The sequence below is a fragment of the Roseibium aestuarii genome, assembly GCF_008477545.1.
Classification (GTDB): Bacteria; Pseudomonadota; Alphaproteobacteria; order Rhizobiales; family Stappiaceae; genus Roseibium; species Roseibium aestuarii.
Map to the genome: position 1 here is coordinate 1,444,046 of NZ_VORA01000001.1, position 21,907 is coordinate 1,465,952.

At 65.8% G+C, this 21,907-nt stretch carries 18 protein-coding genes; 14 read left to right on the forward strand and 4 right to left on the reverse strand.

Annotated elements, in window-relative coordinates:
• Positions 1 to 2 precede the first annotated feature (2 nt).
• Positions 3 to 2,096 carry a DNA topoisomerase IV subunit B gene (gene parE / locus FR728_RS06175; RefSeq protein WP_149891712.1) on the reverse strand — a complete coding sequence of 698 codons (2,094 nt, stop codon included), beginning with the start codon at positions 2,094 to 2,096 and terminating at the stop codon, positions 3 to 5.
• A 909-nt stretch (positions 2,097 to 3,005) separates the two neighbouring features.
• On the opposite strand from parE, the gene FR728_RS06180 reads away from it, so the two are divergent.
• On the forward strand, positions 3,006 to 3,896 hold the full coding sequence (locus tag FR728_RS06180; protein WP_149891713.1) for a tetratricopeptide repeat protein: 891 nt from the start codon (positions 3,006 to 3,008) through the stop codon (positions 3,894 to 3,896).
• 92 nt (positions 3,897 to 3,988) lie between these two features.
• On the opposite strand, the gene xth is transcribed toward FR728_RS06180, so the two are convergent.
• Positions 3,989 to 4,771, reverse strand: coding sequence for an exodeoxyribonuclease III (gene xth, locus FR728_RS06185; RefSeq protein WP_149891714.1), 783 nt, complete (start codon positions 4,769 to 4,771; stop codon positions 3,989 to 3,991).
• Positions 4,772 to 4,978: 207 nt separating this feature from the next.
• Complete coding sequence (gene erpA, locus FR728_RS06190) at positions 4,979 to 5,320, reverse strand: iron-sulfur cluster insertion protein ErpA (RefSeq protein WP_149891715.1); 342 nt, start codon at positions 5,318 to 5,320, stop codon at positions 4,979 to 4,981.
• 179 nt (positions 5,321 to 5,499) lie between these two features.
• Here erpA and FR728_RS06195 point away from each other — a divergent pair, with 179 nt between their 5' ends.
• The 3 genes from FR728_RS06195 to FR728_RS06205 all read left to right on the forward strand — a co-directional run bounded on the left by FR728_RS06195 (position 5,500) and on the right by FR728_RS06205 (position 11,525).
• The gene (locus FR728_RS06195) at positions 5,500 to 6,747 is read left to right on the forward strand and encodes a deoxyguanosinetriphosphate triphosphohydrolase (RefSeq protein WP_149891716.1); all 1,248 of its coding nucleotides are present in this window, start codon (positions 5,500 to 5,502) and stop codon (positions 6,745 to 6,747) included.
• A gap of 92 nt (positions 6,748 to 6,839) precedes the next feature.
• Positions 6,840 to 8,609 carry an arginine--tRNA ligase gene (gene argS, locus FR728_RS06200; protein ID WP_149891717.1) on the forward strand — a complete coding sequence of 590 codons (1,770 nt, stop codon included), beginning with the start codon at positions 6,840 to 6,842 and terminating at the stop codon, positions 8,607 to 8,609.
• 231 nt (positions 8,610 to 8,840) lie between these two features.
• Positions 8,841 to 11,525 (forward strand): SPOR domain-containing protein, encoded by a 2,685-nt coding sequence (locus FR728_RS06205; protein ID WP_188318806.1) that lies wholly within the window; start codon positions 8,841 to 8,843, stop codon positions 11,523 to 11,525.
• 448 nt (positions 11,526 to 11,973) lie between these two features.
• Here FR728_RS06205 and FR728_RS06210 read toward each other — a convergent pair whose 3' ends face one another.
• On the reverse strand, positions 11,974 to 12,984 hold the full coding sequence (locus tag FR728_RS06210) for an alpha/beta hydrolase (protein WP_149891719.1): 1,011 nt from the start codon (positions 12,982 to 12,984) through the stop codon (positions 11,974 to 11,976).
• A 245-nt stretch (positions 12,985 to 13,229) separates the two neighbouring features.
• Between FR728_RS06210 and nagZ the strand changes: the two genes are divergently transcribed.
• The 10 genes from nagZ to FR728_RS06260 all read left to right on the forward strand — a co-directional run bounded on the left by nagZ (position 13,230) and on the right by FR728_RS06260 (position 21,741).
• Positions 13,230 to 14,243: a beta-N-acetylhexosaminidase gene (nagZ, locus tag FR728_RS06215; protein ID WP_149892242.1), complete on the forward strand. Its 1,014-nt coding sequence runs from the start codon at positions 13,230 to 13,232 to the stop codon at positions 14,241 to 14,243.
• Between the two features lie 43 nt (positions 14,244 to 14,286).
• Entirely contained in the window at positions 14,287 to 15,084 is a 798-nt protein-coding gene (locus tag FR728_RS06220) for a segregation and condensation protein A (RefSeq protein WP_149891720.1), read from the forward strand.
• A 5-nt stretch (positions 15,085 to 15,089) separates the two neighbouring features.
• Positions 15,090 to 15,842, forward strand: coding sequence for an SMC-Scp complex subunit ScpB (scpB, locus tag FR728_RS06225; protein WP_149891721.1), 753 nt, complete (start codon positions 15,090 to 15,092; stop codon positions 15,840 to 15,842).
• Positions 15,839 to 16,993: an ABC transporter ATP-binding protein gene (locus tag FR728_RS06230; RefSeq protein ID WP_149891722.1), complete on the forward strand. Its 1,155-nt coding sequence runs from the start codon at positions 15,839 to 15,841 to the stop codon at positions 16,991 to 16,993. The genes scpB and FR728_RS06230 overlap by 4 nt, the downstream gene beginning before the upstream one ends.
• A gap of 125 nt (positions 16,994 to 17,118) precedes the next feature.
• The gene (locus FR728_RS06235; RefSeq protein ID WP_149891723.1) at positions 17,119 to 17,340 is read left to right on the forward strand and encodes a twin-arginine translocase TatA/TatE family subunit; all 222 of its coding nucleotides are present in this window, start codon (positions 17,119 to 17,121) and stop codon (positions 17,338 to 17,340) included.
• Between the two features lie 179 nt (positions 17,341 to 17,519).
• Positions 17,520 to 17,987: a Sec-independent protein translocase protein TatB gene (gene tatB / locus FR728_RS06240; RefSeq protein WP_149891724.1), complete on the forward strand. Its 468-nt coding sequence runs from the start codon at positions 17,520 to 17,522 to the stop codon at positions 17,985 to 17,987.
• Positions 17,984 to 18,778, forward strand: coding sequence for a twin-arginine translocase subunit TatC (tatC, locus tag FR728_RS06245; RefSeq protein ID WP_149891725.1), 795 nt, complete (start codon positions 17,984 to 17,986; stop codon positions 18,776 to 18,778). The genes tatB and tatC overlap by 4 nt, the downstream gene beginning before the upstream one ends.
• Positions 18,779 to 18,855: 77 nt before the next feature.
• The gene (gene serS, locus FR728_RS06250) at positions 18,856 to 20,130 is read left to right on the forward strand and encodes a serine--tRNA ligase (RefSeq protein ID WP_149891726.1); all 1,275 of its coding nucleotides are present in this window, start codon (positions 18,856 to 18,858) and stop codon (positions 20,128 to 20,130) included.
• Between the two features lie 2 nt (positions 20,131 to 20,132).
• The gene (surE, locus tag FR728_RS06255) at positions 20,133 to 20,900 is read left to right on the forward strand and encodes a 5'/3'-nucleotidase SurE (protein WP_149891727.1); all 768 of its coding nucleotides are present in this window, start codon (positions 20,133 to 20,135) and stop codon (positions 20,898 to 20,900) included.
• 19 nt (positions 20,901 to 20,919) lie between these two features.
• Positions 20,920 to 21,741, forward strand: coding sequence for an rRNA adenine N-6-methyltransferase family protein (locus FR728_RS06260; protein ID WP_149891728.1), 822 nt, complete (start codon positions 20,920 to 20,922; stop codon positions 21,739 to 21,741).
• Positions 21,742 to 21,907 lie beyond the last annotated feature (166 nt).

Below are 21,907 nucleotides of genomic sequence, written 5' to 3' on the forward strand. Positions count from 1 at the left end.
CCTCAGATGTCGAGGTCGTGGGCGAACTCGGCGTTCTCCTGGATGAAGCGGAAGCGAGCCTCCGGCTTGTTGCCCATGAGCTGTTCCACCGTGTCGGCGGTCGCCGCTTCCGGGCGTTCGTCGATGGAGACCCGCAGCAGGGTGCGCTTCTCCGGATCCATGGTGGTTTCCTTCAGCTGCGAGGGCAGCATCTCGCCCAGACCCTTGAACCGGCCGATGTCGACCTTGCCCTTGCCCTTGAAGACGGTGGAGAGCAGCTCGTCCTTGTGGGCGTCGGTGCGGGCGTAGATGGTCTTGCCGCCCTGGCTCAGGCGGTAGAGCGGCGGCACGGCCAGATAGAGATGGCCGTTGCGGATCATGTTCGGCATTTCGCGATAGAAGAAGGTGATCAGCAGCGAGGCGATATGGGCACCGTCCACGTCCGCATCGGTCATGACGATGACCTTCTCGTAGCGCAGCTCCTCGTCCTTGTAGGCTGAGCGGGTGCCGCAGCCGAGCGCCTGGATCAGGTCGGCCAGCTGCTGGTTGGCGACCAGCTTGTCGCGGCCCGCATTGGCCACGTTCAGGATCTTGCCGCGCAAGGGCAGGATGGCCTGATTGCGCCGGTTGCGCGCCTGCTTGGCCGAGCCACCTGCCGAATCGCCCTCCACGATGAAGAGCTCCGAGCCCTCCGCCTGGTTCTGGGAACAGTCCGCCAGCTTGCCGGGCAGGCGCAGCTTGCGCACGGCGGTCTTGCGCGCCACGTCCTTTTCCTGGCGCCGGCGCAGCCGTTCCTCGGCCCGGTCGATCACCCATTCCAGCAGCTTGTTGGCCTGGTTGGGGGAGGCGGTGAGCCAGTGGTCGAAGGCGTCGCGAATGGCGTTCTCGGCGATGCGGGTCGCCTCGTTGGTGGCCAGCTTGTCCTTGGTCTGGCCGACAAATTCCGGCTCGCGGATGAAGACGGAGAGCATGGCGCCCGCCGAGGTCATCACGTCGTCGCCGGTGATCAGCGCCGCCTTCTTGTTGTTGGTGAGCTCCCCATAGGCCTTGAGGCCGCGCAGCAGGGCATAGCGCAGACCTGCCTCATGGGTGCCGCCTTCCGGTGTCGGAACGGTATTGCAGTAGGAGTTGACGAAACCGTCGCCGGCGAACCAGCTGACCGCCCATTCCACGGCGCCGTGGCCGCTGGTCTTGGCGGTGCGCCCGGCAAAGACGTCATCGACGACCTTGCGTTCCTTGGTCAGGCTTTCGTCCAGATAGTCTTTCAGGCCGCCGGGGAAGTGGAAAACGGCCTCGGCCGGCGTCTCGCTCTTCTCGCCCAGCAGCGCCGGGGCGCAATGCCAGCGGATCTCCACCCCGTTGAAGAGATAGGCCTTGGAGCGGGCCATCTTCATCAGGCGGGCGGGATCGAACTTCGCGTCCTTGCCGAAGATCTGCCAGTCGGGCTTGAAGCGGACCAGGGTGCCGCGCCGGTTCTGGGTGTCGCCGACCAGCTCGAGCCCGCCTTGCGGGATGCCGCGCTGGAAGCGCTGGCGATAGAGCTTGCGGGCGCGGGCCACCTCGACGATCAGATCTTCCGACAGGGCGTTGACCACGGAAACGCCAACCCCGTGCAGGCCGCCGGAGGTCTCGTAGGCCTTGCTGTCGAACTTTCCGCCGGCGTGGAGCGTCGTCATGATGACCTCCAGCGCCGACTTGTCCTTGAATTTCGGATGAGGATCGACCGGAATGCCACGACCGTTGTCGGTCACGGTCAGGTAGCCTTCCGTGTCCAGAGTCACGTCGATCCAGGAGGCATGTCCGGCGACCGCCTCGTCCATGGAATTGTCGATCACCTCGGCAAAGAGATGGTGCAGGGCCTTCTCGTCCGTTCCCCCGATATACATGCCCGGACGGCGGCGCACCGGCTCGAGCCCTTCCAGGACCTCGATGTCGGCGGCGGAATAGTCGCTGCTGGCGGCCGGGGGAGGCGTCTCGTTGCGCTGGGGGGCGGGCTTCGGCGTGGCGCTCGGCGACGAACTGGGCGCGGCGGCGGCAGACTGCGGCGCCGGTTCGGACGAGGTCTCCGTCTCCAGCTTCGCGGCCGTTCCGCCAAAAAGATCGTTCTTCGCGCTCATGCTCTGCTCACATCCACTCAAGGTCCGTCCCGGCGTCGATCTCCGCAAGGAGGTCTGGGTGCGGGACTGGGCATCCGGGTCCGGCCATCGGCGTCAGCCAGGGACGCCCTGCGGCGTGCCCCGATCATGGCAGAGGAAACCGCAGCCGGCTGCGGCTTGACCATGCCGGACAGGCTTTAGGATTTACCGAATCTTTCCGCCCTGTCCTTGAACAAAAGTGGAACATTTCGACATATCCCCAGCCAAGTCGGGGATTCGGCCGTGTCCCGGCCTCATTTTGCCGCTGGGGACCCGTGCTCCGCCCGGCGGGCGTCACGGCGCTCCTCCGCCACCTGCTGGCAAAAGGCGGCTGTCCGGTTCCGGAACTTATGGTTAACCGAAGGGCAACCTGTCCGGCGGTATTGGGGCAGGGCTCCGGGGAGGGGTGGTGCGCCTGATTTCGGTGCCGAAAAGGCGATCGCGGCCAGCCGGAGATCGGGTTTCGAGGGCCCCGAAACCGCTGAAACCTGCGCTGCACTGCGGCAAATGGCGAGGGAATGTGGCGCGGTTGCAACACCCCGGAACGGACATGCGTGTGACGGAGTCATTCCCGATTGCTGCCGCTCTTCGGCCATGTTTGATCATCAGATGTTGAGCCACGGCACGAGAGGGCAAGATGCCGGTTGGAAACGATCGGAAAATGTCGTCGCCTTGCCGGACCGGGGCCAAATTCCTGTCCCAATGCGCCGCTACAACGGTGCCATGGGATCGGGTCCGAGGGACCGGGGACGCATCAGGGGGCGTCGAGGCACGTCTCGCCATGAGAGTGGTGAGGGGTCCGGGACGACAGTGGGCGCGCAGGTCTGCGCAGCATCTGGCGAACGGATCCGGGCTTCGACCCGTCAACAACGAGCGAAAGAGTTGGACATCATGTCCGCCATGCGGAATGCGGTAACAGTAACGGGGATGGTTCTGGCCCTGGCCACTCTGGCCCCGACCGGTCCGGCGCTCGCCTTCGACGGCGAACCGCGGCCGACCGTGTCGATCCTGCCTCAGCCCGCCGGTGTGCCCCAGGAGCCCAGCCGTCAGGAAGCCCTGCGCAACTGGCTTGGCCAGTCCAAGGCCGGAGACGCGTCCGGCGCTCTGACCTCCCTGCAATATGCCGCCGAGAAGGGCGAACCGGGTGCGGCCTGGAAGCTCGGCAAGATGTACGAGACCGGCGATGGCGTCACCGAAGACGACCGCATGGCTTTCCAGTACTACAGCCAGGTGATCCGCCAGCACGAATCCGATCGGCTCGACTCCCGCGCAGCGCCCTATGTCGCCAGCGCCTATGTCGCCCTCGGCAACTTCTTCAAGACCGGCATCGACGGCGTGGTGCCGCGCAACACCCAGTTTGCCGAAAAGCTCTTCCGCTCCGCTGCCTTCAACTTTGGGGATCCGCAGGCCCAGTACGAGCTGGGGCTGATCTATCAGCAGGATCGCCGCCTCGAGGCCGTGCGCGTGTTCAATCTGGCCGCGCTCAAGGGCCATGTGGCCGCCCAGGCCCGCCTTGGCGAGACCCTCTTCGACATGGCCCAGTCCGATGACCGCCGCGCCCGCGGCCTCATGTGGCTGACGGTGGCCCAGTGGCAGAGCCGCGGCGTTCAGGATGACTGGATCGGCGCCCTGCACGAGACCTATTTCGCCCGCGCCAGCGAGGACATCCGCCGTCAGGCCCTCGTGATGGCCGAAGGCTGGATGCAGCACAACCGGCCGGACCTGAGCGACACGCTCACCGTCCAGGCCGCCCAGAGCATTCCGGCAGCCCCCGCCCAGTAAGGGCACGGCATCAAGACTTGCGAGACATGATAAAGGACGGCCTTGAGCCGTCCTTTTGCGTTTGCGCTGCGTGTCGGGACAGGTCGCGGCGGTCAGGCCGCCAGATCGACCCAGACCGGCACGTGATCGGAGGGCTTCTCCCAGCCGCGCACATGGGCATCGATCCCGCAGCCCCGGAAGAGGTCGGTCGCCTGCGGCGACATCAGCACGTGGTCGATGCGGATCCCGTTGTTCTTCTGCCAGGCGCCGGCCTGATAGTCCCAGAACGTATAGGTCTGCGGGGCGGAGGTGCAGGCCCGGACCGCCTCGGTCATGCCGAGATTGAGGAGCGCGCGGAAGTTCCTCCGGCTCTCGGGCTGGAACAGGGCATCGTCCACCCAGGCCTCGGGCCGGGCCGCGTCCATCGGCTCGGGGATGACGTTGTAATCCCCGAGCAGCAGGAACGGGGTTTCTTCCGCCAGACGCTTGCGGGTGTTGTCGATCAGCCGTTCCATCCAGCCGAGCTTGTAGGGAAACTTCTCCGTGCCCAGCGGATTGCCGTTGGGCAGATAGAGACAGCCGACACGCACCGCGCCGGTCTCGGTGGACACCGTGCCCTCGATGTAGCGGGCCTGTTCATCCGTGTCGTCGCCGGGCAGGCCGCGGGTCACGTCCTCGAGCGGCATGCGCGATAGCAGCGCCACGCCGTTGAAGCCCTTCTGGCCGTGGATTTCCAGATTGTAACCCAGATCCTCGAAGGGCTGGCGTGGGAAGGCCTCGTCCACCGACTTGATCTCCTGGAAACAGGCGAGATCGGGTTTCGCCTCGTCCAGCCAGGCCAGAACCGTATCGATCCGCGCCTTGACGCCGTTGATGTTCCAGGTAGCGATCTTCATGGTGAAACCCCGGCGCTCGTCTTCATGTGGGCGATTGATGCCGCAGTCTTAGCATCGCTCGAAGGCCGCTGTCCTGTCGCAGCGCCCCGCGGCGGGGCGATTCTCTGGGGAAAGGGCCGGGGCGGGCATGAAAAGAGGCGCGGGCACAAGAAAAGGCGCCGGAGATCCGGCGCCCTCGAAACTCTGTGCGGTCGGTTGTGACGCGCGTCAGATCGTGAAGCTGGTGCCGCAGCCGCAGCCGGCGACCGCATGGGGATTGTTGATCTGGAAGGACTGTCCCATCAGGTCGTCGACGAAGTCGATTTCCGATCCGCCCATGTACTGGAGCGAGATGGCATCCACCAGCACCGTGACCCCATTCTTTTCCAGAACCAGATCATCGGCCTCCCGGTCGGCCACAAGATCATACTTGTATTGCAGGCCGGAGCATCCGCCGCCCTCGACGGAAACGCGCAGCATGGTGCCTGCCGGTTCGCCGCTCAGGATCTTTGCAATCCGCTTGGCAGCGCGGTCGGTTACTGTTACCGGATTTTCAAGTGTTTCGCTCATGGTGCTGCCGTTCTGCTTGAAACGATTCTCCGGGACCTCGGGAGCGAGGCGCGCGGAGCGGAAGAAATCAGGCGCCTCGTCAAAGCGGGGCAGGGGCAAGACCCTTCCTTGCCCCAGACAGGTAAGGAGTGGCAGGCTCCGCGTCAACAACCCGCGCACGACAGCGGCGCGCAACCGCAATGCAACGGGAAGAGGTGAGAGTGGACAAGACCCTGAAGGAAGTCGGTTTCGGCGCACAGGAACGGGCGGTCTTCGCCCAGAAACCCTTCGAGACCCGTGGTCGTCTGCATCCCGAACCCGACAGCCCGACCCGCACGCCCTTCCAGCGTGACCGCGACCGGATCATCCATTCCACGGCCTTCCGCCGCCTCAAGCACAAGACCCAGGTCTTCGTCTATCACGAGGGCGACCATTTCCGCACCCGGCTGACCCACACGATCGAGGTGTCCCAGATCGCCCGCGCGCTCGCCCGCGCCCTGCGCCTCGACGAGGATCTGGCCGAATGCCTCGCGCTCGCCCATGATCTGGGCCACACCCCCTTCGGGCACGAGGGCGAGGATGTCCTGCATGAATGCATGGCCGCCTTCGAGGGCTTCGATCACAACGCCCAGTCCCTGCGGGTGGTAACCTCGCTCGAGCACCGCTATGCGGAGTTCGACGGTCTGAACCTCGCCTGGGAGACCCTGGAGGGTCTGGTCAAGCACAACGGGCCGCTCGTCGACCCGCAGGGCCATCCGCTCGGCAAGTTCGCGGGCAGCCAGCTTCCCTATGCGATCCGCACCTATCAGCAGCGCCACGATCTGGCCCTCGACACCTGGCCGAGCGCGGAGGCCCAGGCGGCAGCGATAGCCGACGACATTGCCTATGACGCCCATGACCTCGACGACGGCCTGCGCGCCGGGCTCTTTGCCATCGAGGACATGCGCGAGGTGCCCTATCTCGCCGACATCCTGTCGGAAGTCGACACGAAGTATCCGGGACTGGAAGAGGGGCGCCGGATCCACGAGATCGTCCGCCGCTCCATCACCCGCATGGTGGAGGACGTGATCACCGAGGCGCTGAAGCGCCTGAAGGAGGTCGATCCGCGCTCCGTGGAGGATGTGCGCAACGCCGGACGCTGCCTCGTCAGCTTTTCCCCGGAAATGGCAGCGGCGGAACGACAGGTGAAGACCTTCCTCTTCGCCCGGGTCTACCGGCACGAGGATGTGCTGGCCGTGCGCCGGCAGGTGGCCCGTGTGGTGCGCGAGCTCTTCGGCGCCTTCATGGCTCGTCCGCAGGACATGCCCAGGCCCTGGAACGTCGGTCTGGAAAGCCTTTCCCAGCCGGCGCTTGCCCGCCGGGTCTGCGACTATATTGCCGGGATGACGGATCGTTACGCCATAGACGAACACCGCAGATTGTTTGACGACACCCCGGATTTGGGTTAGGCCCCAGCTCGATTTTGCTCCGCGATGACTTGCGGCCTTGTGGGCCGGCCGCGGCGCTGTTCCTGAATTCACTCTCTGCCGGTTGGATGGATATGAATATCTTCGCCGAATTCGCTGAGCGGGTGCGTGTCGCCCTTGGTCAGCTCGACCTTGCAATGCCGGATGGCTCCGAGCTCGACCTGAGCCGCGTGACCGTGGAAAGCCCGCGTGACCCGGCCCACGGGGATCTGGCCACCAACGCCGCCATGGTTCTGGCCAAGCCGCTGGGCATGAAGCCGCGCGATCTGGCCGACCGGCTGGCCGAGCGTCTCTCCCAGGATGCGGACGTGACCGAGGTCTCCGTGGCCGGTCCGGGCTTCATCAACCTGCGCGTGGCCCCGGCCGTTTGGCACCGGATCCTTGCCGCCATCACCGAAAAGGGCGAGGACTTCGGCCGCGCCACCCTTGGTGCGGGCAAGAAGGTCAACGTGGAATATGTCTCCGCCAATCCGACCGGTCCGATGCACGTGGGCCATACCCGTGGCGCGGTTGTCGGCGATGCGCTGGCCAACCTGCTTGCCTACGCGGGCTATGATGTGACCCGCGAATATTACATCAACGACGCGGGCTCCCAGATCGACACGCTCGCCCGCTCCGCCTATCTGCGCTATCTCGAGGCGCTCGGCGAGGACATCGGCGAGATCCCGGCCGGTCTCTATCCGGGCGATTATCTGGTCCCCGTCGGCAAGGCGCTGGCCGAGAATTATGGCACCGAGCTGAAGTCCATGGACGAGGACGGCTGGTTCGCCATCGTCAAGCCCTTCACCGTCAGCGCCATGATGGACATGATCCGCGAGGATCTGGCTCAGCTCAACGTCAACCATGACGTCTTCTTCTCCGAGAAGACCCTGCATGACCACGTAGACGGCAAGCCCTCGAAGATCGACGAGATGCTCGAGGCCCTGCGCGGCGACGGTCTGGTCTACGAAGGCACCCTGCCGCCGCCGAAGGGCGAAGTGCCCGATGACTGGGAAGACCGCGAGCAGACCCTGTTCCGCGCCTCCGATTATGGCGACGACACGGACCGGGCGCTGAAGAAGTCCGACGGCTCCTACACCTATTTCGCCGCCGACGTGGCCTATTTCCGCGACAAGTATCTGCGCGGCTTTGACGAGATGATCTACATCCTCGGCGCCGACCACGGCGGCTACGTCAAGCGTCTGCAGGCGGTGGGCAAGGCGGTGTCCGGCGGCAAGTCCGAAGTCATCGTGCGTCTCTGCCAGCTGGTGAAGCTGTTCCGTGCCGGCGAGCCCTTCAAGATGTCCAAGCGCTCGGGCAACTTCGTCACCCTGCGCGATGTGGTGGATGAGGTTGGCCGGGATCCGGTCCGCTTCATGATGCTCTACCGGAAGAACGACGCGCCGCTGGACTTCGACTTCCAGAAGGTGACCGAGCAGTCCAAGGACAACCCGGTCTTCTATGTGCAATACGGCCATGCCCGCTGCCATTCGGTCATGCGTCAGGCGGGCGAAGAGCTGCCGGGCCTCGACCTGTCCGATGCCGCCCTGCGCGAGGCTGACCTGTCACTCCTCGACGATCCGTCGGAACTGGAGCTGATCGCCCGCATGGCGAGCTGGCCGCGCATCGTCGAGGCCGCAGCCGAAACCCATGAGGCGCACCGGGTCGCCTTCTATCTGCACGAGCTCGCCAGCGCCCTTCACGGCCACTGGAACCGGGGCAAGGAAGCGCCTCAATTGCGCTTCATTCATCCCGATAATCCAAAATTAACTCTGGCGCGTCTTGCTTTGGTACGTGCAATATCGAAGGTGATTGCATCAGGTTTGGCGATTCTTGGCGTGGATGCGCCGCTGGAAATGCGCTGAGCCTGCAAGCGCCCGTCGTATTTTGTCGCAGGCTGAAGGCCGCGCGGCACGGTTCGGCGGGCGAAGACTATGGCCGGACAGCTGAAGCCTATGGCACGAGACAATGAACATTCCTCGTCTGACGCGCCCAGTTTGCGCCCGGCGGGGCAAAGTGATGAAACGGCTGCGGCGGAAGATCCGCTGGTCGAGTTGGCGCGCATCGTCAACCGCACCCGGCCGTCAGGGGGAAGCGTGACGAGCGATCGTGTCGGCACAACGGACTATTTTGCCGGTCTGGATGATTTTCCGGATTTCGGTCAGGACACGCGCGCCGAGCGCCCTCAGGCGGAGACCCGTCCGCAGGCGGCTCATGGCCGCGCCCACGATCATGCCCATGAACATGACCATGACCACGACACCCAGCGCCGCGAGCCGGTGATGGGGACGCGCCAGGAGCCGTCCTTCGGCAGCCGGCAGGAGCCTGCATTCGGTGGCTCTGCTGCACCTCAGGCACCGCTGCGTGACGAGGATTACGAGACCCAGGGCTGGGCGCAGGACTGGGCCGAGGAAAGCCCGGACGAGGTTCAGGCACCGGCTTCCGTTTCCCACGCGCAACATGCCGCCCCCGCCGTGCGGGTCGAGCCCCGCCTGGGCGGCGCCCCGGCCGTGCAGTCCCCTGCGGATCAGGGCGAGGAGGAGGGCTTCCCCGCGCTCGAGGATGAGCTGATCGGGGCCTTCCGCAGTTCCTTTGACTTCACCCGTCGCCAGCCCGAGGCCGATGACGACATCGATCTCCAGCCCCGTGCGCCGTTTGCCGGCGGTCCGGCGGATCTCTCCTTCGAACGCGAATTTTCTGCCGACCTGCAGCTCGATGAAACCCAGGTCGATGACCCTTTGCGTGCCGCGCCGCGTCATGAGCCGCATCTGGATAGTGCCGATGAGGATGATCTCTTCGACGGCGGTGAGGCGGAGTATGCGCAAGACGACTATGCGCAGGACGCTTACGCGGACGAGGCGCCCGGTGACGGCGAGCTGAGTGACGATATTGAGGACGAGCCGACCTATGCGGATGCGGTCCAGGCCAGCCGTGAGCCGGTGTCGGATCAGGGTGCAAGGACGGCCGCCGCCGCACCGACCCCGGCGCCCGCGACGGATCTCGATGCGCTCTTTGCCGAACTCGGTCAGCTGGCCGCGTCTTCCGCGTCGCGCAATTCCGTGCGCAGCGAGGGCTATTTCGCCGAAGTGGGCGGCTTCGTCACCGAGGAAACCCCGGCAGCCTCCGACAGTCTGAGCCGTGGCGGCGCGCCCGATGCGGCCGACCTGACGGAGCCTGCATCGTCGGCCGATCGGTCATCGTTCGGGGCTGCGGCCTACACCGCCGCAAGCCACGGCGCCCAGCCCGCCTCCGGTCGTGGTGCGTCCACTGGCCGACCGCTCGTCTCCGACGATTTTCTCGATGATCCGGCCTTTGGCGCTGCGTCCCTGACCGATCCGGTCTTCGATACGCCGGCAACCTCACAGCCCGCGCGCGGTGACTATCGCAGCCTCTCCGGCTCCGCGAGCCTCTCGCAGGACATCGACGATATGGCCTGGCCTGCGGCGGCCAACCGGCTTCCCCAAGGGGATGACGATGAGGAAGCGCCGCCCCCCGAAGGCTATGATCTCGACGCGGTTGCTGCCGCCATGCAGGAGAGCGACCCGACCATCGGCCGCTCCGGCGTTCTGCCGCCCCACAGCCATGAGGAAGAAGTGGCCGTTCCCCGCGGGGCCGCGCGCAATCGCAAGGGCCTGGGCGTCGCCGCTGCCGTTCTCGGCGTGGTCGTTCTCGGCGGGATCGGCTATGCCCTCGTCGGCGGTGGCGACAGCGTGGTGATCCCCGATGGTCCCGCCCCCGTGATTGCCGGTCTCGAAGGCCCGCTCAAGGTCATGGAACCGGCCAAGGAGGAGGATGATTCCGGCTCCAAGCTGATCTATGACCGGGTGGATGGCACCTCCGACACGAGCCGCGAGCGGCTGATCCTGCCGGAAAAGACCGAACCCGCAGCCCTGCCACCCGCGCCCGATGAGGTCGTGACCACCGATCCGCTGGTTCCCGGCGGCCCGAAGAAGGTGCGCACCCTTGTCGTGCGCCCGGATGGCAGCATCGTGTCCGGCGAAGGTGCCGGTCAGACCCAGGCGCGAGTGATCGACACCAGCCCGGCCGCGGTCAACGGTTCCTCTGCGACGCAGCCTGCGGCCGACGCGTCTCCCGCGACGCCGCTGCCGGATGCCGGTGTAACCTCCGCCGAGACTTCCGCTCCCGCGGCCAACGATCCCTTCGCACCGTCCGCCAATGGTCCGGACGCAGGTGCCCAGACGGCCGCGGCTCCGGATCCCTTTGCGCCTGCTCAGGATGGCACGCAGCCTGATGCGGCGGCGGCAGATCCCTTCGCCTCCACCGCCTCTGCGGAAGATCAGGCCAATGCGCCCAAGGGCATCCCGCGCACCAAGCCGGGCGTGTCCGAGCGCACCGTGGTCGCTGCCGCCCAACCTGTGGCAACCCAGCCTGTGGCGACCCAGCCGAGTGCCCCCGTGCGCAGCTCCGGACCTCTGGTTCTGGGCGCTGCTCCGGCCGCGCCCGTCGCGGCGGCTCCGGTCGCCTCGGCGCCGGTCACGGCTGCACCTGTTGCCAGCGGTGGGTCCATTCCTCCGGGCACCTATGTAGTTCAGGTGACCTCGCGCCAGTCTGAGGAAACCGCGCGCACTTCCTATCAGGATCTGCAGCGTCGCTTCCCCTCGGTACTTGGCAGCCGTCGGGCGGTCATCGTCCGCGCCGACATCGAGGGCAAGGGCACCTTCTACCGGGCCCGCATTCCGGCCGGCTCCAAGGCCGAGGCGATTTCGCTCTGCGAGAGCCTCAAGGCCGCTGGCGGCGACTGCTTCGTCCGTCAGGACTGATGCTCTCGAGGGCAGCTCTCAGCAACACGAAAAAACCCGGCCGACTGGCCGGGTTTTTTGTTGGCAGGCGGCAAACCTCACTGTCGTCATCAACCCTGTTTTTCGGCCTTCACCAGGGCCCTCCACCTTAGGGATCGTCATGTCATGGCTTGACGACGGAGAGGGCCTATCGAAGCATCGCGCTTCTCTCCGCGCCGTCCCGGCCCTGAGCCGGGACCAACCCTTCTCCCGAAGATCCATGTGAGCGTTGCTTGCGAGGTCCCGGATCTCCGCTTGCGCTGCATCCGGGACGGCAGAGAGGTGGGTGCGGAAGCGTTCTTTGGCTCTCCGATCCCGGGTCGCGCTATCGCTTGCCCGGGATGACGCGCTGTGGGATCGCCCTTTGTGGGCAGCCTGAACCCGGCCGACTGGCCGGGTTTTTTGTTGGCAGGCGATGCGCCTTGTGGGCTCAGCAGAGGGCCTTCGCCAGGAAGGGCAGGCTGCGGTCCATCCGGTAGTCGATGGAGGAGTGGTTGTCGTCGAATTCCTCGTAGGTGTGGGTGACGCCGGCGGCCGTCAGCTTGGCCGAGAGCCGGCGGGCCCCGTAGAGCAGATTGTACTGGTCCACCGTGCCGCAATCGATCCACAGCCCCTTGAGGCTCTTGAGGGCGCTCAGGTGACCGGCGTCATCGGTCATGCGCACCGGATCCCAGGCCAGCCAGTTGGCCCAGCGGTCGGGGAGGATCTCGCAGGTCTGGCGGTCCACCGGCAGCCGGACGCCGCAGAAGGCTTTCGGGTCCGGATCATAGGTCGCGGCCATGGCGAAGGTCATCAGGTCGTGGAAGGCGCCGCCGGGATATTTCGGACCGCGCTCGAACTCCGTGATGAAGCTTTCGATGGAGCCCTTGCGCTCCATGGCCCGGAGCGCGCTCGGCATTTCCGGCAGGTAGCAGAGTTCGAAGGCCATGTCGCCGGAATGGCAGGCGGCCGCCGACCAGACCCGGGCATGCTGCATGGCGTGGACGATGGAGCCATAGCCCCCCGACGACTTGCCGAAGAGCCCGCGTCTGCCCGGTCCGCCGCAGCCGAAGCGCCCCTCGACCGCCGCCAGCATGTCCGTGGTCAGGAAGGTCGCCCAGCCGCCCATGGCAGCGCTGTCGATATACTGGTTGCCGCCCAGCCGGGTGAAACAGTCCGGGAAGGCCACCACCACCGGCGGCATCTCGCCATCGGCAATCAGCCGGTCGAGCCGCTCGGGAACATTTTCCCCGAAGTTCTTCCAGCTCGTGTGGGCTGGGCCGCCGGAGGTGAAGCCGACCAGATCCACCAGCAGCGGCAGGCCCTCGCCGGTGTGGCCGTGGGGGACATAGACCACGACTGTACGGGTGCTGGGATCGCCAAGCAGATTGGATGCCAGGGCTTCGGAGGTGACCTTCAGTCGGTGCAGGGTGCCTTCCGGCAAATCGGGACGCGCGTGCAAGGAGGGGGCTCCGCATCTGGGGGTGAATGACACCCCATCAATGACCGGGGCGGCCGGGGGATGCAAGGCGGGCAGGGCATTTCACTTGAGGCTTGGTGGCCGGGAACCTCCCCGCAGACGCCGCGCTCAGGCGCTGCGCTGGGGCTTTCATCGCCGCAGCTGGGGGCAGGGGCGCGGGCGCGGGACGTCTCTCCCATGGCACCGGACTTCTTGACCGGATTCCATGCGCCGGATATGCGATGAACATGATCAAGGCCTTTATCAGCGGATGTGCCGGCGAGGCGCTGACCGCAGACGAGATTTCCTTCTTTGCCGAGCACCAGCCCTGGGGGCTGATCCTGTTCCGTCGCAACTGCGCGAGCCCGGATCAGGTGCGCGCGCTGGTGAGCGCCTTCCGCGAGGCGGTCGGGCGTGCAGACGCGCCTGTCCTGATCGATCAGGAAGGGGGCAGGGTGCAGCGGTTGCGTCCACCCCACTGGCCGTCCTTCCCGCCGCAGAAGCGCTTCGGCGATCTCTACCGGGTCGATCCGGGCCGGGGGCGCGAGGCCGCATGGCTCGGCGCCCGCCTCATTGCCCATGAGCTGCGCGAGCTTGGCATCACGGTCGATTGCCTGCCGCTGCTGGATGTGGTCTGCGAGACCACCGTCGACGCGATCGGCGACCGGGCCTATGGCAGCGATCCGGCGGCCGTGGCGGTGCTTGGCCGGGAGACTGCCGAGGGTCTGCTGGCCGGGGGCGTGCTGCCGGTGCTCAAGCATCTGCCCGGTCACGGGCGGGCCACCGTCGACAGCCATCTGGAATTGCCCGTGGTCGATGCGTCCATGGACGATCTTGTCGCGTGCGATTTTGCGCCCTTCGTGGCGCTGAGCGGATATCCGCTCGCCATGACGGCGCATATCCGCTTCCCGGAGATCGATCCGGTGGCGCCCGCGACCCAGAGCGCGCTCGTCATCGACACGATCATCCGCGGCCGCTTCGGTTTCCAGGGCTGCCTGATGAGCGACGACATCTCCATGAAGGCGCTTGGTGGGGATATCCGCGAACGCAGCGCCCTGACCTTTGCGGCCGGGTGCGATCTTGTGCTTCACTGCAATGGCGAGATCGAGGACATGCGGGCGCTGGCCGAGGTCGCGCCCTTGCTCACCGGTTCGTCGGCCCGGCGCTGCCGCGAGGCGCTGGCCTTCGTGGATCCCCGGCGCGGTGAAGACTTCGACATCGAGGCTGCCCGGGCGCGGTTCCGCGTGCTGGTGGACGAATAGGGGACGGACGCCGGGACCGGCGTCGACCTTCAAGGGACAGGGCATGGCACGAGGGGATGAGCACGATCTGCTCAGCGCGGCCTTTCAGGAGGACCGCGCCACGAGCGATCCCCAGCTTCTGGTCGATGTGGATGGCTTCGAAGGCCCGCTCGACCTGCTGCTGGCGCTTGCCCGCAGCCAGAAGGTGGATCTCGCCCGCATTTCGATCCTGGCCCTCGTCGAACAGTATCTCTCCTTCGTGGCCGAGGCCCGGCGCATGCGTCTGGAACTGGCGGCCGACTATCTGGTCATGGCCGCCTGGCTAGCCTATCTGAAGTCGCGCCTGCTTCTGCCCGAGCAGAAGGGCGAGGACGAACCGACGGGGGAAGAGCTGGCCGCAGCACTCGCCTTCCGGCTGCGCCGCCTGGAGGCCATGCGGCTTGCCGCCGAACGGCTCTATGAGGGCTGCCTGCTCAACCGGGACGTCTTTGCCCGCGGAGCGCCTGAAAACACCTCGGTGGAACAGAAGAGCATCTGGTCCGCCTCGATCTACGAACTGCTGTCGAGCTATGCGACCCAGCGCCAGCGCCGCTCGGTTACCACGGTCCGGGTGCTGCGCCGCAACGTCTGGTCGCTCGCCGAAGCGCGCGAGATCCTCTCCCGCCTCATCGGCCGCATCGCCGAATGGGCCCCCATCAACAGCTTTCTGCAGGACTATCTCTATGACGACGAGGATCGCGCCACCGTGATTGCCAGCACCTTCTCCGCCAGCCTCGAGATGGTGCGCGAGGGACAGATCGAGCTGCGTCAGGCCGAACCCTTCGCCCCGGTCTATATTCGCTCGCGGCCTGCAGGAGCCTGACGCCCATGAGCACGATCACCAAGGACCCGAGCACGGACCTGGCCGAAGACACCACGGGCGACCTGCTGAACGCGCTCGAACGCGAGCCCGCAGCCACCGCGCCCGACCTCGACCTCCTGCGCATGGCCGAGGCGCTGCTCTTTGCCTCCGCCGATCCCCTGTCGACCGACGAGCTGGCTGAGCGGTTGCCTGCCCGGGCCGACGTGCCCGCACTTCTCGCCGAGTTGCAGCGTTTCTACCGGACGCGGGGCGTCAATCTTGTGCGCGTGGCGGGGAAATGGGCCTTCCGTACGGCCGAGGATCTGAAATTCCTCATGCACCGCAACCGGGAGGAACAGCGCAAGCTCTCCCGTGCCGCGCTTGAGACCCTCGCCATCATCGCCTATCACCAGCCGGTGACCCGGGCCGAGATCGAGGAGATCCGCGGTGTATCCACCTCCAAGGGCACGCTCGACGTGCTGCTGGAGACCGGATGGGTGCGCATGCGCGGCCGCCGCAGGACGCCGGGACGTCCCGTGACCTATGGCACGACCAGCGGCTTCCTCGATCAGTTCGGCCTGGACAATGTTCGCGATCTGCCCGGTCTCGAGGAACTGAAAGGGGCCGGACTGCTCGACAGTGCCATCCCGGCGAACTTCCTCGTGCCGATGCCCAATGATTCTGCCGACCTTGCCGAAGACGAGGATCCCCTGGAAGAAGGACTGCTCTTCGATGCCGCCGAACTGGCGGGACCGGAGGAGGCGGATCCGGAGGAATGAAAGCTTTGACCCCAGACACCACCGCGTCCGCTGCCCTCCAGGAAACCGGAACCGGTCTCGAACTGCGCAACATCACCCATGCCTATGGGCCGGTGACCTCTCTCGACGATGTGTCCCTGTCGGTGGCGCCCGGTGAGGTCCTGTGCCTGCTCGGCCATTCCGGCTGCGGCAAGACCACGCTCATGCGGGTCGCCGCCGGCGTCGAGTGCCAGACCTCCGGCGAGGTGCGCATCAATGGCCGCATCGTGGCCGGGGAGGGGGGCTTCGTGCCGCCGGAAAAGCGCGGGGTCGGGTTGATGTTCCAGGACTATGCCCTGTTCCCGCACATGACCATCCTGAAGAACGTGCTCTTCGGCCTGAAGCATCTGGGCCGGGCCGAGGCCCGCGAACAGGCGTGCGCCGCCCTTGCGCGGGTCGGGCTGCTCGACCACGCCGAGGACTATCCCCATGCCCTGTCCGGTGGCGAGCAGCAGCGTGTGGCGCTTGCCCGCGCCCTGGCGCCCCGGCCGGGCATCCTGCTGATGGATGAGCCCTTCTCTGGCCTCGACAAGCGCCTGCGCGACAAGGTGCGCGAGGAAACCCTCGCCATCCTGCGGGAAAGCCGTGCCTCCTGCATCGTGGTCACCCACGATCCGGAAGAGGCCATGCGCATGGGCGATCGCATCGCCCTCATGCGCAAGGGCCGTCTGGTGCAGGTGGGAGCGCCGCGTGACTTCTTCGAGAACCCGGCCGATCTGGCGGCCGCCCGCTTCTTCTCGGAGCTCAACGAGCTGCCGGGAACGGTGGTGGAGGGGGGCGTCGACACGCCCATCGGCCTGTTTCGCCGTGACATCTACTTCGGCAGCACGCTGGAGGGGCTCGGTCTGGGCGCGCCGGTGCGGGTCGTGATCCGGCCCTCCGGTCTCATGCTCGGGCGCAAGTCCGGTCAGGACCGCTTCATGGAGATCACTCGCGAGATCGGGCAGAACCTCGGGCAGGCCACGGTGATGGCCACCCGATTCGTCGGCGAGATGGATATCCTGACCCTGGCGGTCGAGGGATATGACCATCCCTTCCACGCCCGACTGGCGCCCGGATTGGGCTTCCGCTCCACCGAAACCGTCAGCCTGCGGCCACTTCCTCGTGAAACCCTCGTTTTTCCAGAGGTTTGACCTATATGAAGGACGGTCCTCATCAATCGGTCGCATTGACGGCCCTTTAAGTTGCGGCCCCTTGGTCTTTTTTGTAATAGTGCCAAAAAGGCCGTTGAAGGCCGCCTGAGCGGGAGTTTGGCGTAATGGGAATTAGTGTTTGGCAGATCCTGATCATCGCTGTGGTGGTCGTCCTGCTGTTCGGTCGTGGCAAGATCTCCGATCTGATGGGTGACGTTGCCAAGGGCATCAAGAGCTTCAAGAAGGGCATGGCGGAAGACGATACGCCGGCTCCGAAGACCATCAACCATCAGACCTCCGAGACCGTTTCTGCCGAGAAGGCGGAAGACCAGTCCAAGGTCGGCTGAGATCTGCCGGATCCGCCCCCGTCGTGGGCGCTGCGGATCCGAGCGAACCCCTCTTCGGTGCAACCCGTCGCGCCGGCCCGCAAGGTGCCGCCTGACGGGGCCGGAGGGGAATGGATGGGGATGGCGGCAGACCGGTCGAATGGTTCTGCGCGCGCGTTTTGAGCAGTCTGGATCCCTAGATGTTCGATATCGGTTGGACCGAAATCCTGGTGATCGTCTGCGTGATGATCATCGTCGTCGGCCCCAAGGACCTGCCGCGCATGCTGCGCACCATCGGCCAGACCATCGGCAAGGTGCGGCGCATGTCGCGCGAATTCCAGTCCACCTTCAATGACGCGATTCGCGAAGCCGAGAAGCAGGCCGACATCGCCGACATGAAGAAGCAGGTGGAAGCCGTCGGCAACTTCAACCCTCTCGGTGATCTGAAGAAGTCCATCGAGGAGGACAAGGCAAAGACGGCGGTCGGCGACAAGGTGGCAGCTGCAACCACGCCCGCGCCTGCCGCTCCGGCCATTCCGCCCGCACCCGAGGCATCCGCCGCAACGCCGGTGGCGACGGAGGCGAGCGCCGTCTCGGTCGAGGCGCCCGCTGCTGCCCCCGTCGCGCCGGCGGCTCCCGTTCCCGCAGCAGAAGACACCAAGGCATGAGCCAGGAAGATATCGACGACTCCAAGGCGCCGCTGATCGAGCATCTGATCGAGCTGCGCTCCCGTCTGCTGAAGTCGGTCATCGCGATCGGCGTGATGTTCATCATCTGCTTCTATTTCGCGACCGACATCTACAACATCCTGACCGTGCCCTATCTGAAGGCCGCCCCCAATCCGGACGCCGTGAAGATGATCTTCACCGCGCCGCAGGAGTGGTTCTTCACCCAGCTCAAGCTGGCGCTTTTCGGCGCGCTCTTCCTGGCGTTCCCGATCGTTGCCGGTCAGGTCTACATGTTCGTCGCGCCCGGCCTCTACAAGAACGAGCGCACGGCCTTCCTGCCGTTCCTGATCGCCACGCCGATCCTCTTTTCCATCGGCGCCTGCCTCGTCTATTTCATGGTCATGCCCATGGCCATGGGCTTCTTCCTCTCCATGGAGCAGACCGGCGGCGAGGGCCATGTGGCCATCGAACATCTGGCCAAGGTGAGCGAGTATCTCGGCCTCATCATGGTGCTGATCTTCGCCTTCGGTCTGGTCTTCCAGCTGCCCGTCGTCCTGACGCTGCTGGGCCGCGCCGGTCTGGTCAGCGCCCAGTCGCTGCGGGAGAAGCGCAAGTATGCCATCGTGGCCGCCTTCACCGCTGCTGCCGTGCTGACCCCGCCCGATCCCATCTCGCAGATCGGTCTTGCGCTCCCGACCCTCCTTCTCTACGAAGTCTCCATCATTTCTGTCCGGCTGATCGAGCGTCAGCGGGCGGAGCGCGATGCCGAACGGGAGGCCGAGCAGGCCTGATCCGTGTCTGCACGGTCTCTGCTTCCCGCACCTGACGCCCGGGCCAGCCCCCACACAAGCGTTGCTCGGGAAGCATCATGTTCGATATCAAATGGATCAGGGAAAACGCGGAAGCCTTTGACGCCGGCCTTGCACGGCGCGGATATGAGGCTTCCTCCGCCAGGCTGATTGCGCTGGACGACGCCCGCCGGTCCCATATCACCAGGCTTCAGGAAGCACAGGAACGGCGCAACGCGGCCTCCAAGGAAATCGGCAAGGCCATGGCCGAAAAGGACATGGCACGGGCCGAGGCCCTGAAGGAAGAAGTCGCCGGCATCAAGTCCTTCATTCAGGAAGGCGAGGAAAAGGAACGCGAGCTCGTGGCGGCCGTCGAGGCAGCCCTTGCGGTCATTCCGAACCTGCCGCTTGAGGATGTTCCGGTCGGCAAGGACGAGGTGGACAATGTGGTCCTGCGCGTCGTGGGCGAAAAGCCCGTGCTGGACTTTGCGCCGAAGGAACATTTCGAGCTGGGCGAAGCCCAGGGCGGCATGGACTTCGCGGCTGCCGCCAAGATCTCCGGCTCGCGCTTCGTCATCCTGAAGGGACAGATCGCCCGTCTGGAACGCGCCCTCGGCCAGTTCATGATCGACCTGCACACCCAGGAACACGGCTATACGGAAGTCTCCCCGCCGCTGCTCGTCCATGACACCGCGCTCTATGGCACCGGCCAGCTGCCGAAGTTCGAGGAAGACCTCTTCAAGACCACCGGCGATCATTACCTGATCCCGACGGCGGAAGTGCCCCTGACCAATCTGGTTGCCGGCGAGATCCTGCCCCAGGAAGAGCTGCCGGTCCGTGTCACCGCCCTGACCTATTGCTTCCGCTCGGAAGCGGGTTCCGCCGGTCGCGACACCCGTGGCATGCTGCGCCAGCACCAGTTCCAGAAGTGCGAGCTGGTCTCCGTGACCGCGCCCGACCAGTCCGTCGACGAGCTCGAGCGCATGCTGGCCAGCGCCGAGAACGTGCTGAAGAAGCTCGGCCTTCACTACCGGGTCATGACGCTGTGCACCGGCGACATGGGCTTCGGTGCCCGCAAGACCTATGACATCGAGGTCTGGCTGCCGGGTCAGGACACGTTCCGCGAAATCTCCTCCTGCTCGCTCTGCGGCGACTTCCAGGCGCGCCGCATGAACGCCCGCTATCGCCTTACCGGTGAAAAGGCGCTCGGCCACGTCCATACACTGAACGGGTCCGGCATCGCCGTCGGCCGCGCGCTCATCGCGGTTCTGGAAAACTACCAGAATGCCGATGGCACGATCACCGTGCCGGAGGTTCTGCGTCCCTACATGAATGGGCTGGAGGTCATCGGCTGATCATGCGCATCCTGATCACCAACGACGACGGCATTCACTCGGAAGGGCTGGAGGTTCTGGAACGGATCGCCCGCACCCTGTCCGATGACATCTGGGTCGTGGCGCCGGAAACGGATCAGTCGGGCGTTGCCCATTCGCTGACCCTCTCCGACCCGCTGCGTCTGCGCCAGGTCGGCGAGAAGCGCTTTGCCCTTCGCGGCACGCCGACCGACTGCGTCATCATGGGCGTGCGCAAGGTTCTGCCGGGCATGCCGGATCTGGTCCTGTCCGGCATCAACCGGGGCCAGAATCTCGGTGAGGACGTGACCTATTCGGGCACCGTCGCCGGGGCCATGGAAGGCGCGATCCTGGGCATTCGCTCCATCGCCGTCTCCCAGGCCTACAACTGGGATGTCAGCCGCGAGCCGGACTATGCCTGTGCCGAGGCGCTGGCGCCCGATCTCTTCCGCCAGCTGGTCGCCTTCGATCTGCCCCGTCATGCCCTGCTCAACGTGAACTTCCCCGCTTGCGCGCCGGAAGCGGTGAAGGGGGTGAAGGTGACGGTGCAGGGCCATCACGAGCAGAGCGGCCTGACCATCTCCGAGCGCAAGGACGGCCGGGGTTATCCCTATTTCTGGCTGGGCTTCCAGGAGCGGGCTCCTTCTGTTCTGGACAACTCCGACCTCCATGCGATTTACGATGGCTATGTTTCGGTCACACCGCTTAGGATCGATCTCACGGCCCATGATCTTGTCGGCTCCCTGAACGGAGTGCTGAACGGCCGGAACTGATTTCTCCGAGCGGGGCACCATGAACAAGAACGGCGCGGATCGCCTTTCCGACACCTCTCCGGCTCTCGGGCTGGATGAGCGGGAAGCCCGCGCCGCTTTCGTTCTGCGCCTGCGCAGCTCCGGCATCGGCGACCGCAATGTGCTGGCCGCCATCGAGCGCGTGCCCCGGCGCCTGTTCCTCGCCGCCATTTATCACGCGCTGGCCTATCAGGACGCGGTCGTCCCAATCGAATGCGGTCAGACTGCCTCGGCTCCCTCGCTGGTGGCCCGGGTCGTGCAGGCGCTCTGCATCGAACCGAACCATCGGGTTCTCGAAGTCGGCACCGGCTCGGGCTACCAGACGGCGGTTCTCTCCCATCTGGCGGCGGAAGTGCATTCCATCGAGCGCTACCGGGGGCTGGTGGATCTGGCGCGCCAGCGGCTGGCGGCCCTCAAGCTCAAGAACATCCACCTGCATCACGGCGACGGTCTTGCGCCGACCCGCGCGGTGGAGGACACCATCGGTCTCGCGGATGCCGGCGCCGATCCGGAGCGGGCCCTGGAGGATTGTCTGGCGGTGCGCCCCCTCAAGGCAACCGACAAGTTCGACCGCATCGTCGTCAATGCGGCCTGGCCCGTGGTGCCTGACGATCTGCGCGGGCTTCTCAAGCCGAATGGCATTCTGATCCTGCCTCTCGGGGCCCCGCGCGAGATCCAGAAACTCACTCGCTACACGGTCTGGCCCGGGGCGGAGGTGATGGCGGACGGCCATGTGCGCGTGACGACCGGCGTGGAGGACGTGGAGCTGCTCGACCATGTGCGCACCGTGTCGCTGGTGCGCGGCACGGCCGCCGTTCTCTAGTCCACGGCGCTTCAGGGCAGGGCGCTTTAGGCCACGGTGCTTTAGGGGAGGGCGCCCGCCGACCGGGGTAGCCCCATCTCACGCCGTCTTTAAAGGTGGAAATTTTCCGTCTTCGGCCTTCCGTCCCGGAAACCTGCTCCGCATTAGTCCTTTATCAACCTTACTG